General features: G+C 70.2%; 11 protein-coding genes. 6 read left to right on the top strand and 5 right to left on the bottom strand.

Annotated elements, in window-relative coordinates; genetic code table 11:
- Positions 1–106: 106 nt before the first annotated feature.
- The gene (gene aspS, locus OG959_RS19570; protein WP_326660166.1) at positions 107–1,924 is read right to left on the bottom strand and encodes an aspartate--tRNA ligase; all 1,818 of its coding nucleotides are present in this window, start codon (positions 1,922–1,924) and stop codon (positions 107–109) included.
- Positions 1,925–2,075: 151 nt separating this feature from the next.
- On the opposite strand from aspS, the gene OG959_RS19565 reads away from it, so the two are divergent.
- Complete coding sequence (locus OG959_RS19565; RefSeq protein ID WP_326660164.1) at positions 2,076–4,172, top strand: ATP-binding SpoIIE family protein phosphatase; 2,097 nt, start codon at positions 2,076–2,078, stop codon at positions 4,170–4,172.
- A gap of 17 nt (positions 4,173–4,189) precedes the next feature.
- Here OG959_RS19565 and OG959_RS19560 read toward each other — a convergent pair whose 3' ends face one another.
- The 3 genes from OG959_RS19560 to OG959_RS19550 all read right to left on the bottom strand — a co-directional run bounded on the left by OG959_RS19560 (position 4,190) and on the right by OG959_RS19550 (position 6,903).
- Complete coding sequence (locus tag OG959_RS19560) at positions 4,190–5,275, bottom strand: AI-2E family transporter (RefSeq protein WP_326660162.1); 1,086 nt, start codon at positions 5,273–5,275, stop codon at positions 4,190–4,192.
- Between the two features lie 84 nt (positions 5,276–5,359).
- Positions 5,360–6,316: a pirin family protein gene (locus OG959_RS19555; RefSeq protein ID WP_219573270.1), complete on the bottom strand. Its 957-nt coding sequence runs from the start codon at positions 6,314–6,316 to the stop codon at positions 5,360–5,362.
- A 146-nt stretch (positions 6,317–6,462) separates the two neighbouring features.
- Entirely contained in the window at positions 6,463–6,903 is a 441-nt protein-coding gene (locus OG959_RS19550) for an SseB family protein (protein WP_018522179.1), read from the bottom strand.
- Between the two features lie 171 nt (positions 6,904–7,074).
- On the opposite strand from OG959_RS19550, the gene OG959_RS19545 reads away from it, so the two are divergent.
- The 3 genes from OG959_RS19545 to OG959_RS19535 all read left to right on the top strand — a co-directional run bounded on the left by OG959_RS19545 (position 7,075) and on the right by OG959_RS19535 (position 11,087).
- Positions 7,075–8,901, top strand: a complete 1,827-nt coding sequence (locus tag OG959_RS19545) for an acyl-CoA dehydrogenase (RefSeq protein WP_326660160.1) — start codon at positions 7,075–7,077, stop codon at positions 8,899–8,901.
- Positions 8,902–9,056: 155 nt separating this feature from the next.
- A complete protein-coding gene (locus OG959_RS19540; RefSeq protein ID WP_326660158.1) occupies positions 9,057–9,728 on the top strand; it encodes a hypothetical protein in 672 nt (223 codons plus the stop codon).
- A 60-nt stretch (positions 9,729–9,788) separates the two neighbouring features.
- The gene (locus tag OG959_RS19535; protein ID WP_326660156.1) at positions 9,789–11,087 is read left to right on the top strand and encodes a M18 family aminopeptidase; all 1,299 of its coding nucleotides are present in this window, start codon (positions 9,789–9,791) and stop codon (positions 11,085–11,087) included.
- A 69-nt stretch (positions 11,088–11,156) separates the two neighbouring features.
- Here the strand turns inward: OG959_RS19535 and OG959_RS19530 are convergent, their stop codons facing one another.
- Entirely contained in the window at positions 11,157–12,149 is a 993-nt protein-coding gene (locus OG959_RS19530) for a GlxA family transcriptional regulator (protein ID WP_326660154.1), read from the bottom strand.
- Between the two features lie 193 nt (positions 12,150–12,342).
- Between OG959_RS19530 and OG959_RS19525 the strand changes: the two genes are divergently transcribed.
- Both OG959_RS19525 and OG959_RS19520 read left to right on the top strand, forming a co-directional pair.
- On the top strand, positions 12,343–12,945 hold the full coding sequence (locus tag OG959_RS19525) for a cysteine hydrolase family protein (protein WP_326660152.1): 603 nt from the start codon (positions 12,343–12,345) through the stop codon (positions 12,943–12,945).
- 89 nt (positions 12,946–13,034) lie between these two features.
- Complete coding sequence (locus OG959_RS19520; RefSeq protein WP_148019816.1) at positions 13,035–13,253, top strand: DUF6458 family protein; 219 nt, start codon at positions 13,035–13,037, stop codon at positions 13,251–13,253.
- Positions 13,254–13,306 lie beyond the last annotated feature (53 nt).

Here is a 13,306-nt window from a genome sequence, read left to right as displayed (position 1 = left end):
GAGCACAGGCTGTGCGTTCCTGTGCGTACACCGTGCACACGGAAACAGTCCCCGGCCGGGCGGCCGGGGACTGTTTCACGTGGAACCGAAGCGGAACCGCTGACGCCTACTTCGCGCCGGTGTCCCTCGCCACGGAGTCCTTGGCCTCGGCCTTCTCCTTGGCCGACGCGACCGGCTTGCGGAGCTGGATGTTCAGCTCGCGCAGCCGCGTCTCGTCCAGCTCGCTCGGGGCGCCCATCATCAGGTCCTGGGCGTTGCCGTTGAGCGGGAAGGCGATGGTCTCGCGGATGTTGGGCTCGTCGGCCAGCAGCATCACGATGCGGTCGACGCCCGGGGCGATGCCACCGTGCGGCGGGGCACCGAGGCGGAACGCGCGCAGCATGCCCGCGAACTCCCGCTCGACGGTCTCCGCCTCGTAGCCGGCGATCTCGAAGGCCTTCAGCATGACCTCGGGCTCGTGGTTACGGATGGCGCCCGAGGACAGCTCGATGCCGTTGCAGACGATGTCGTACTGCCACGCCAGGATGTCGAGCGGGTCCTTCTCCTCCAGGTCCTTCATGCCGCCCTGGGGCATGGAGAACGGGTTGTGCGAGAAGTCGATCTTGCCGGTGTCCTCGTCCTTCTCGTACATCGGGAAGTCGACGATCCAGCAGAAGCGGAAGACGCCCTCCTCGAAGTGGCCGGCGCGCTTGGCGGCCTCGACGCGGACGACGGACATGATCTTGGAGACCTCGTCGAACTCGCCCGCGCCGAAGAAGACGGCATGGCCGGGGACGAGGGACAGACGCTCGGTGAGGGTCTTGATGTCCGTCTCGGTGAGGAACTTGGCGATCGGACCGGCCAGCGTGCCGTCCTCGCCGACGCGGACCCAGGCGAGGCCCTTGGCGCCGTGCTCGACCGCGTACGCACCGAGGCCGTCGAAGAACTTCCGGGACTGACCCGCGGTGTCCGGCACCGGGAGGGCGCGGACGTGCTTGCCGGCGAAGGCCTTGAACTCCGAGTCCGCGAAGATGTCGGAGATGTCGACGAGCTCCAGCTGGGCCCGCAGGTCCGGCTTGTCGTTGCCGTACTTCAGCATCGACTCGCGGAACGGGATGCGCGGGAACGGCGACGTCACAGGGCGGCCGTTGCCGAACTCCTCGAAGAGCTCGGTCATGAGCTTCTCGATCGGCTGGAAGACGTCCTCCTGCTCGACGAACGACATCTCGACGTCGAGCTGGTAGAACTCGCCCGGCGAACGGTCGGCGCGGGCGTCCTCGTCGCGGAAGCAGGGCGCGATCTGGAAGTAGCGGTCGAAGCCGGAGATCATCAGCAGCTGCTTGAACTGCTGCGGCGCCTGCGGAAGGGCGTAGAACCTGCCCGGGTTCAGACGGGACGGGACCACGAAGTCACGAGCGCCCTCGGGGGAGGTCGCGGCGAGGATCGGGGTCGCCATCTCGTTGAAGCCGAGGGCCACCATCTTGGAGCGGATGGAGGCGATGACGGACGAGCGCAGCATGATGTTGCGGTGCATGCGCTCGCGGCGCAGGTCGAGGAAGCGGTACTCCAGGCGCCGCTCCTCGTTGACGCCGTCCTCGGCGTTGATCGTGAAGGGCAGCGGGGCGGCCTGACCGAGCACCTCGACCTCGGTGACCTCGATCTCGATCTCGCCGGTCGGCAGCTCCGGGTTCACGTTGTCCGCGCCGCGGGCGGAGACCTTGCCGTCGATCCGTACGACGGTCTCCTTGGTCAGCTTCGCCAGGGCGTCGTTGCCGGGGGTGCCGGGACGGGCGACGAGCTGCACCAGACCGTAGTGGTCGCGCAGATCGATGAAGAGGATGCCACCCAGGTCTCGGCGATTGTGCAGCCAGCCGCTCAGCCGGACGTCGGTGCCGACGTCAGAGGCGCGGAGCTCGCCGCAGGTGTGGGACCTGTACCGATGCATCGTCGTTCATCCAGTCTTCGCGGTTGGGGATGATTCAGCCACCCCAGGCTACCGCCCGCGACCGGACCGTTTCATTGTCATTGTCCGCACCAAGATCGTCGGTGCGCCCCTGGCGCTGCCTTGCCTACACATGCCGGTCTAAAGTGGGGCAATGCGCACCGAGGAAGTCCTGGCCGCGACGGCGACCGGCCTTTGGCGCTGGGACAACGGAGCCGGGACGGTCACGCTCGACGCGGAGGCGGCCCGGCTCCTGGAGCTGCCCGCCGAGCACAGCGTCTTCCGTGAGTCGGAGGTGCGCTCCCGCTTCCACCCCGTCGACTGGAACGAGATCTACGGGGTCGTGAACCTCGCCGTCGCCGAGGGCACCCTCGCCGAGGCCCGGGTGCGGATCGTCGACGAGCGCGGCCGGGTACTGCGGACCGTCCGGAGCCGTTCCAAGCCGCTGCGGCCCGAGGCCGGCTCCGGTGCGGACTACGTGCTGGTCGGCACGCTCCAGGAGGTCGCCGAACCGCAGCCCGGCACCACGGGGGCGCACACCCCGATCACCGGCGACTGGCGGCGCTCCCGCGAGGCGTTCCTGCTGGACGCGGGAAGGGCGCTGGCGGAGGCCCGGTCGACGGCGGAGGTGCTGCGGGTGGCCTACTCGCTCTCCATGCCCGGTTTCTCGCCGGACGGGCTGGCGGTCTTCGGGGTCGAGGGCGAGCGGCTGACGATCGTCGGCCACCACGGGCACAACATGGGCGACGAGGGCCCGTTCAGCGACATGCCGCTGGAGACCGACTACCCGGCCGCCGAGGTCGTCCGGACCGGGCGGGCCGTCTATCTGCCGACCCCCGACGACTACCGCGACCGCTATCCGGCCACCTGGCCGCTGGCCCGGCGGTTCGGGCGCCGCTCCTGGGCCTTTCTGCCGCTGATCGTGGCAGGACGCACGATGGGCACCTGGATGGCCGGCTTCCGGCACCCCGTCTCGTTCTCGCCGGACGAACGGTCGGTGCTGACGACCGTGGCCCGGATGCTCGCCCAGGCGCTCGCCAGGGCCGGGGTCGCCGAGACGGAGCGGGAGCTGTCGCTGGGGCTCCAGCGCTCGATGATGCCGTCCCTGGGACCCGACATTCCGGGGATGACGGTCGCCGCCCGCTACGTCCCGACCGGGGGCGGCCTCCAGGTCGGCGGCGACTGGTACGACATGATCCCGCTGCCCAGCGGCCGCATCGCCCTCGTCATCGGCGACGTCCAGGGGCACGACGTGCGGGCCGCGGGGCTGATGGGCCAGCTGCGGATCGCCCTGCGCGCGTACGCCTCCGAGGGGCACCCCCCGGACGCGGTGCTCTCGCGCGCCTCGCGCTTCCTGTCCGGGCTCACCGACGCGTACGAGGACGGCGAGCAGCCGGAGGCGCGCTTCGCGACCTGCCTGTACGCGGAGGCGGACCCGGAGACCGGCACCCTCGACATCGCGCGGGCCGGTCATCCCGACCCCGTGGTCATGACCGGCGACGGGACCGCCGTCATCCGCCGGACCGAGGGCGGGCTGCCGCTCGGGATCGAGGCCGACGCGGACTATCCGGCGACCCGGATCACGCTGGAGGCCGGAGAAACGATCATGCTGTGCACGGACGGCCTGATCGAGACCGGCGGGCACGACCTGGCCACCGGCTGGGTGCGGCTCCGGCCGATCCTGGAGCGCCACACCGACGATCTGGAGAAGCTCGCGGACGAGCTGGTGCAGGCCGTGCACGGACCGGCCTCGCACCACACGACGGGGCCTCTCGCCGACCGGCGCGAGGACGACATAGCGGTCCTGCTGCTGCGGCGCGAGGCCTCCACGACGCACCCGGCCGCGCCCCGCCGGACCGCGCTGACCATCGCCCAGGCCGAACCGGAGCGGATCGCCGCCGCCCGGTCGCTGCTGCGCGAGATGCTGCACGACTGGGCGGACGCGGAGCAGATCGACTCGGCGGTCCTGATGGTCTCCGAGATGGCCACGAACGTGCTGGTCCACACGGACGGCGACGCCCTGATGGTCGCGCAGGCGACCGGTGAGCACGGGGAGCGGCGGCTGCGGGTCGAGGTGTCCGACGGCAGCGACGAGCTGCCGCACAAACGGCGGCCCGGCGAGATGGCGTCCAGCGGGCGCGGCCTGGTGCTGATGGAGATGCTCGCCCACGCGTGGGGGGTGGACCCTCGGGGCTCGGGGAAGTCGATCTGGTTCGAGCTGTACGAGTCGGCGGACCCCTCGGAGCCGTAAGGGGCTTCACTCGGGCGTTACGCCGACGGCTCCCCGGCCACCGCTTCGGGCGCCTCCGGGGCATCCGGGCCGCCCTTGCGCATCTCGCCCAGGATGCCGAAGGCCGCCGCACACAGCGGGACCGCGAGCAGCATCCCGAGGATCCCCGCCACGCTCGCGCCCGCCGTCAGCGCGATCAGGATCATGGCGGGGTGCATCTGGACCGTACGGCTCTGGATCATCGGCTGGAGGACATGCCCCTCCAGCACCTGGACGGCGAGGACGACCCCGAGCGCCCAGAGCGCGATCGCGAAGCCCCGGTCCGCCAGCGCCACCAGGACCGCGACGGCGCCTGACAGAAAGGCTCCCAGATAGGGGATGTAGGCGCCGACGAAGACCAGGGCGCCGAGCCCCACCGCACCGGGCACCCGCAGGATCAGCAGGCCGACCGTGATGCAGACGGCGTCGATCAGGGCGATGAGCGTCGTCCCGCGCATGAAGCCCTCGACCGCCTCGAAGGCTCGTCGGCCCATCGCTTCCACGAGGTCGCCGGTGCCCCGGGGGGCGATGGTGTGGGCGAGGTTCACGGCCCGGTCCGAGTCGCGCAGGAAGAAGAAGGTGAGCAGGAGGGAGAGCACGGCGGTGGCGATGAACGAGCCGACGAGGCTGATGCCGGAGAGGATCCCGCCCGCGGCGCTCGCGCCGAACTTCTCGACGAGCTTCTTGGCGTTGTCCGCGAGGGCGTCCACGTTCGCGCCGTCCTCCAGCCCGAAGTGGTCGATGACCCACTGTCCGGCGTCCTTGAGCGAGTCGACGATCTGGTCGCCGGTCTCAATGAGCGCCGCCACCACGATGTAACCCGCGCCGCCGCCCACCGCGACAAGCAGGGCGCAGGTGATCCCGGCGGCCAGCGAGCGGTTCACGCCGTGGGCGGTCATCCGGCGGTGGACCGGACCGAGCAGCGCCGTACCGAGCAGGGCGAGGAGGACCGGGGTGACGGCGGTCTTGAGGATGATGCAGAGGAAGACGAGGACGGTGGCGACACCCGCGACCAGCAGGACGACACCGCACCACGCGGCCGTTCGCCGGGCGGCATCGGGCAGGAGGGGCTTCTGGGTCTGCACCCTCCCACCCGATCACGCCGCGGCAGCGGTGTCCCGCCTGTGCCGCCGTACGAGTGATGCACCGTCATACGGCGGCAGCGGGGCTCACATTCCGTGGACGGCGGGCACGGTGCCGAGGCGGCCGGCCTGGAAGTCCTCGAAGGCCTGCTTGAGTTCGGCCTGGCTGTTCATCACGAACGGCCCGTAGTGCGCCATCGGCTCCCGGATGGGACGGCCGCCGAGCAGCACGACCTCCAGGTCCGGGGTGTTCCCGTCCTGCTGCTCGTCCGCACGGACGGTCAGCGAGGAGCCGGCGCCGAAGACCGCGGTCTGGCCCATGTGGACGGGACGGCGCTCCTCACCGACGGTGCCGCGGCCGGCGAGTACGTACGCGAGGCCGTTGAAGTCCTCGCGCCAGGGCAGCGTCACCTCGGCGCCGGGGCGCACGGTGGCGTGGATCATCGTGATGGGGGTGTGGGTGACGCCCGGGCCCTCGTGGCCGTCGAGCTCGCCCGCGATCACCCGGAGCAGCGCGCCGCCGTCCGGGGAGGCGAGCAGCTGGACCTGGCCGCCGCGGATGTCCTGGTAGCGCGGGGCCATCATCTTGTCCGCCTTGGGCAGGTTCACCCAGAGCTGGAGGCCGTGGAACAGGCCGCCCGACATGACGAGGGACTCCGGCGGCGCCTCGATGTGGAGCAGCCCCGATCCGGCTGTCATCCACTGGGTGTCGCCGTTCTGGATGGTGCCGCCGCCCCCGTTGGAGTCCTGGTGGACGAAGGTGCCGTCGATCAGGTAGGTCACGGTCTCGAAGCCGCGGTGGGGGTGCCACGGAGTGCCCTTGGGCTCTCCCGCGGCGTACTCCACCTCACCCATCTGGTCCATCATGATGAACGGGTCGAGGTGCTTGTAGTTGATTCCCGCGAAGGCGCGGCGGACCGGGAAGCCCTCGCCCTCGAACCCGCTCGGCGCCGTGGTCACGGCGAGCACGGGACGGGCCGCGGCGTCGCCGGCGGCGGCGACCTTGGGCAGGGTCAGCGGGTTTTCGACGGTCACTGCGGGCATGGGAGCCACCTCCGGGGGACTGTTCTGGAACCAATTTAGTTGAATGGTGAACATCCTGCAAGGCGTCATCCATTCCCGCGCGGCCGGAGCAGCAGAAAGGGGCCCGTACCGCCCAGCGGCACGGACCCCTTCTCGAAGGCCTGCGGTCAGCCGTACATGCGGCGCATCGCGAAGTCGACCATCTGCTCCACGGCCTTGGCGTCGAAGACCATGCGGTGCTCGCCCTCCATGTCCAGGACGAAGCCGTAGCCCGTGGGCAGCAGATCGATCACCTCGGCCCCGGTGATCACGAAGTACTTGGACTCCTTGCCCGCGTACAGCCTCAGCTCCTTGAGCGTGGTGAACATCGGGATCACGGGCTGCTGGGTGTTGTGCAGCGCGAGGAATCCCGGATTGTCGCCGCGCGGGCAGTAGACCTTCGACGTCGCGAAGATCTGCTGGAAGTCCTCGGCGGCCAGCGAGCCGGTCGTGAAGGCCCGTACCGCGTCGCCCAGCGAGGGCGGCGACGGTTCGGGATACAGCGGCTGCTCGCCGTAGCCGCCACCCATCGGCTGCTGTGCGCCCTGGTTCTGGTCGTAGCCGTACATGGAGCAAAGAGTAATCGGACACATCAGGCCCTTGAGGGGTTGCGTCTTATTACTGACGGGTAGCATCATCGTAGGGGTCAGGTGATAACGGCCTCACCCCTGATGCCGTAAGTCCGGGCCACCCCTCCACGGGGCGCTGCGCGCCACTGCTATTGATTACGGAGCCTTCCCATGGGGCACTACAAGTCGAATCTCCGCGACATCGAGTTCAACCTCTTCGAGGTCCTCGGGCGCGACAAGCTGTACGGCACCGGACCGTTCGCGGAGATGGACGTCGAGACCGCGAAGAGCATCCTCGACGAGGTCACCCGCCTCGCGGAGAACGAGCTCGCCGACTCCTACGCCGACGCCGACCGCAACCCGCCGGTCTTCGACCCGGAGACCAACACCGCGCCGGTCCCGGACTCCTTCAAGAAGTCGTACCAGGCCTTCATGGACTCCGAGTACTGGCGCCTGGGCCTGCCCGAGGAGATCGGCGGCACCACGTCGCCCCGCTCCCTGATCTGGGGTTACGCGGAGCTGCTGCTCGGCGCCAACCCGGCCGTCTGGATGTACTCCTCCGGCCCGGCGTTCGCCGGCATCCTCTTCGACGAGGGCAACGAGGCGCAGAAGAAGATCGCCGAGATCGCCGTCGAGAAGCAGTGGGGCTCGACGATGGTGCTGACCGAGCCGGACGCCGGCTCCGACGTCGGCGCGGGCCGCACGAAGGCCGTCGAGCAGGAGGACGGCTCCTGGCACATCGAGGGTGTGAAGCGCTTCATCACCTCGGGCGAGCACGACATGTCCGAGAACATCATTCACTACGTGCTGGCCCGCCCCGAGGGCGCCGGACCGGGCACCAAGGGCCTCTCGCTCTTCATGGTCCCGAAGTTCCACTTCGACTGGACCACCGGCGAGCTGGCCGAGCGCAACGGCGTGTACGCGACCAACGTCGAGCACAAGATGGGCCTCAAGGCGTCCAACACGTGCGAGATGACGTTCGGCGACCAGCACCCCGCCAAGGGCTGGCTGATCGGCGACAAGCACGACGGCATCCGCCAGATGTTCCGCATCATCGAGTTCGCCCGCATGATGGTCGGCACGAAGGCCATCGCCACGCTCTCCACGGGCTACCTCAACGCGCTGGAGTACGCCAAGGAGCGCGTCCAGGGCACCGATCTGTCGCAGTTCATGGACAAGACGGCCCCCAAGGTCACCATCACGCACCACCCCGACGTCCGCCGCTCGCTCATGACGCAGAAGGCGTACGCCGAGGGCATGCGCTCCCTCGTGCTGTACACCGCCTCCGTCCAGGACGCGATCCAGGAGAAGGAGGCCGCGGGCGAGGACGCGAAGGCGCTGCACGGCCTCAACGACCTGCTGCTCCCGATCGTGAAGGGCTACGGCTCCGAGAAGTCGTACGAGCAGCTGGCGCAGTCGCTCCAGACGTTCGGCGGCTCCGGGTACCTCCAGGAGTATCCGATCGAGCAGTACATCCGTGACGCCAAGATCGACACGCTGTACGAGGGCACGACGGCCATCCAGGGCCAGGACTTCTTCTTCCGGAAGATCGTCCGCGACCAGGGCGCCTCGCTCAACACGCTCTCCGAGGAGATCAAGAAGTTCCTCGCGGGCGCCCAGGACAACGAGGAGCTGTCCGGCGCGCTGGACCACCTCGCGAAGGCCGCCGTGGACCTGGAGGCGATCGTCGGCACGATGATCACCGACCTCACCGCGACCGGCGAGGACGTCAAGAACATCTACAAGGTCGGCCTCAACTCGACCCGTCTGCTGCTGGCCTCCGGCGACGTCGTCGTCGGCTACCTGCTGCTGAAGGGCGCGGCCGTGGCCGCCGAGAAGCTGCCGACCGCCTCCCCGAAGGACGTCGCCTTCTACCAGGGCAAGATCGCCGCCGCGAAGTTCTTCGCCGCCAACGTCCTGCCGGGCGTCGGCGCCGAGCGCGCGCTCGCCGAGGCCGTCGACAACTCCCTGATGGAGCTGGACGAGGCCGCGTTCTAAGGTCTTACGCCGCCGAGATCGCCCACACGCACCGTCACCCGGACACGCTTTCGGGTGGCGGTGCTGTCGTATGGCCGGGTGCACCGCGTTCCAGCAGCCGCTGTCTGCGCCTTCTTCCCTATGATCGGACCTCGTCGACGAGGGGGAGGCCGGCCGTGAGCCGACTGGACGGGCACAGGTGCGTACGGGGCGCGGCAGCCGGGGCGGCCCTGCTGCTGCTGGCAGGCTGCGGCAGTGGGGAAGGCGACGGCGCAGCCGCGAAGGCGCTCGGCAAGGCCGAGGTCTCCTCGGTCCTGCCGGACGCGAAGGCCATGCCGGGCTGGCGGACGCAGCTGGAGCCCGATGCCCAGAAGCCGGTACCGGAGTACCCGCCGACGGTCTGCCTGACGACGGACAGGACGAAGCGCGCCACGGCCTGCGGCAAGATCACCTACTACGGCGTCGCCGCCTACGTGCGCAAACCCGATGTCACCTCGCTCAACTACTGGGTGCTCGCCTACCCGGACGAGAAGACCGCCGACGCCGCCTATGACGCGATCGTCGAGTACTACGGCGGGGACCGGGTCGGCGTGGGCGCGGTGCCTGTCGACATCGGTGAACCCGGCGACGAACGCGAGGCCAACCGCGCCGACATGGGCACGATGGGCGGGCCCGCCACCATCACCCAGCTCCGGGTCGGCACGACCGTGCTCGGCGTCAGCACCGGCAACCGGGGCAAGGAGGCCGTCTCCGACCAGGAGGTGAAGGAGTTCGCCGCCGTGTTCGCCGAGCGCGCCCAGCAGGCGCAGAACGGCGAGAAGCCCTCCGCGGCGGTCGCCGGAGGATAGCGGCGGCCCCGGGGGCACTACGGTGAATCCTCCGGGCCGGGCCTGGTTAAAGTGAAGAACATGAGTTCCTCCTTCCGGTTCGACCGCGGCCACACCGACGATCTGATGGCCTTCCTGATGTCCGCCCCCTCCCCGTACCACGCCGTGGCGAGCGCCGCGGCGAGGCTGGAGAAGGCCGGTTTCCGGCAGGTCGAGGAGACCGCGGCCTGGGACGGGACGACCGGCGGGAAGTACGTCCTGCGCGGCGGCGCCATCGTGGCCTGGTACGTGCCGGACGGCGCCGGGGCGCACACCCCGTTCCGGATCGTCGGAGCCCACACCGACTCCCCGAACCTGCGGGTGAAGCCGCTGCCCGACACCGGTGCGTACGGCTGGCGGCAGGTCGCCGTGGAGGTCTACGGCGGCACGCTCCTCAACACCTGGCTGGACCGCGACCTCGGCCTCGCCGGCCGGATCTCGCTCCGCGACGGCACGCACCGGCTCATCAACATCGACCGGCCGCTGCTGCGCGTCCCGCAGCTGGCCGTGCACCTGGACCGGTCGGCCAACCCCGACGGGCTCAAGCTCGACCGCCAGAAGCACATGCAGCCCATCTGGGGGCTCGGTGACGTCGAGGAGGGCGACCTCATCCGCTTCGTCGCCGAGGAGGCGGGCGTCGACGCCGAGGACATCACCGGCTGGGACCTGATGCCGCACCCCGTCGAGGCGCCCTCCTACCTGGGCCGTGACCGCGAGCTGGTGGCCGGTCCGCGCATGGACAACCTGCTCTCCGTGCACGCGGCGACCGCGGCCCTCGCCGCCGTCGCCGGGCAGCCCGACTCCGAGATCCCGTTCATCCCGGTGCTGGCCGCCTTCGACCACGAGGAGAACGGCTCGCAGTCCGACACCGGCGCGGACGGGCCGCTGCTCGGCACGGTCCTGGAGCGCTCGGTGTTCGCCCGCGGCGGTACGTACGAGGACCGCGCCCGTGCCTTCGCCGGCACCGTCTGCCTCTCCTCGGACACCGGCCACGCGATCCACCCCAACTACGCGGAGCGCCACGACCCGACGCACCACCCGGTCGTCAACGGCGGACCGATCCTCAAGGTCAACGTCAACATGCGGTACGCGACCGACGGCAGCGGCCGGGCCGTGTTCGCGGCGGCGTGCGAGAAGGCGGGCGTGCCGTGGCAGACGTTCGTCTCCAACAACGCGATGCCGTGCGGCACCACGATCGGCCCGATCACCGCCGCCCGGCACGGCATCCAGACCGTCGACATCGGCGTGGCCATCCTGTCGATGCACAGCGCCCGTGAGCTGTGCGGCGCCGACGACCCGCATCTGCTGGCCACCGCGCTGGCGGCGTTCCTGGCGGGCTGACGACACGCTCCGCCGGTCCCCCTGCCGATGTGCGGCGGGGGGACCGCTGTCGTTACGGGGAGACCTCTGTCACCGCGGGCCGGTCCGGAAGCGGCGGCGGTACTCGGTCGGCGTCGTGTCGAGCCTGCGGCGGAACGCCCTGACGAGGGTGTCGACGGTGCCGAACCCGCAGGTGGACGCGATCCGTTCGAGGGTGGCGTCGGTGGATTCGAGCTGGTTGCGTGCCCTCTCGACGCGGACCGACTCGATGTAGGCGTGGGGCGTCGTGCCGAGTTCGGTCTTGAAGATCCGGGTGAGCTGCCGGTCGCCGATGTGCCCGTGGGCGGCGAGGTCCGCGACGGTGAGCGGTCCGGCGATGTTGCGCATGATGTGGTGCCGCAGATCCTCGATGCGCCGGGTCGTGGAGACCTGCTCCAGCGGAACGCTGAACTGGCTCTGGCCGCTCGGCCGCTTCAGGTACATCACGAGCTGCCGGGCGACCCGCAGCGCGACGGCCTCGCCCAGATCGTCGGCGATCAGCGCGAGCGACAGATCGAGGCAGGCGCTGATCCCCGCGCCGGTCCACACGTCCCCTTCGCGGATGAAGATCGGATCGGCGTCGACCTCCACCAGTGGGTGGTCGGCGGCGAGTTGCCGGGCGGTCGACCAGTGCGTGGTGGCCCGCTTGCCGTCGAGGAGTCCGGCGGCGGCGAGGATGTGCGCGCCGACGCAGACGGACGTGACCCGGCGCGTGCGTCCGGCGAGCTCTTCCACCCGGCGCACCACGGCCGGTTCGGTGAGCGGGGTCACACGCCCCTGCCCGTCGGTCTCCACCGCTCCGGGCACCAGGAGGGTGTCGATGCTCCGCGCCGCCAGGTCGTCGAAGGTGAGGTCGGGAAGGATCCGGACTCCGGCGGCGGTGGTGACCGGGGCCGTCGTCTCGGCGGCCAGGACCACGTCGTAGCCCGCCGCTTCCTCCGTCTCGCGGCGGGCGAGGGAGAACACCTCGGGCGGTCCGGTGACGTCGAGCAGGTCGACGCCGTCGAAGAGGACGACGACGACCAGCCGGTCGACGGTGCTCACGCTCACAGGCTCCCGGGCTCCCTGTCCTTGCACGGCTGCGGTGTCGGGTGCGGCCGTGTCTACTCCGCGGTGTCGGTTTCTGCATGTTAGACGACATTGCCGACACAGCGGGGTGGACCCTAGCGTCGTGGGTACGGCCCGCCGATCCGGTGGGCGCCGACCTCCCCGACCCGACACCCGAGGTGCCACAGCCATGCCCCGAACGACGCTGCGTCAACTCAACGGCCTCGACGACACACCGGCGAAGCTCGCCGCCTCGACGCTGGTCCTCATCGACTACCAGAACACCTACACGACCGGCGTGATGGAGCTGGACGGCTGGCAGGCCGCGCTCGACGCCGGCGCCCGGCTCCTGGCACAGGCCCGTGAGGCGGGCACGAAGGTCATCCACGTCATCAACGACGGCGGGGAAGGCACCCCGTACGACATCCGGGCCGAGATCGGCCGGATCCACCCGGCCGTCGCACCGGCCGGCGGCGAGACCGTCGTCGTCAAACAGGCACCGGACTCCTTCTTCGGCACCGACCTGGGCGAGCACGTCGACGCCGCGGGCAGGACCGACCTCGTCATCGCCGGGTTCATGACCCACATGTGCGTGCAGTTCACCGCTCAGGGCGCCTTCCTGCGCGGAAACCGCCCCACCGTCGTGGCCGACGCCTGCGCCACCCGTGCCCTGCCGGTCGCCGGCACCGAACTGGACGCCCGTCAGGTGCACCACAGCGCACTCGCCACCATCGCCGACCTGTACGGCGTCGTCGTCCCGACGCAGGAGTCCCTGAGCGGGGCCGTGTCCTAGGACCTGGGTCGGGAGCATGCTCGTCGGCGGGCCGGGTACCCGAGCCGTACACGGTCCGGAGCTTCCGGACCGTCGAGGAGGCGGAACTCATGGGACTCGGAGGCTGCATCATCCTCATCGGTGCGGGGGCGATACTCGCCTTCGCCACCGACTGGGAACTGGACACGGTCAACGTGGACATGGTCGGCTGGATCATGATGATCGTCGGCATCATCGGCGTCTTCGTCTACGCGAGCGTGATGCGCCGGCGCCGTATGGTCGTGCCGCCCACCACCACCGTGGTGGGTGACGACGAACGGCGGCTGTGACCTGCGTGGGTGCGCCCCGCCGAGCGGGCGCACCCCTTGGCGGGCACTGCGGG

Origin of the sequence: Streptomyces sp. NBC_00385 (genome assembly GCF_035917155.1) — a bacterium.
GTDB classification, from domain to species: Bacteria; Actinomycetota; Actinomycetes; order Streptomycetales; family Streptomycetaceae; genus Streptomyces; species Streptomyces poriferorum.
This window is presented reverse-complemented; position numbering and strand designations above follow the sequence as displayed.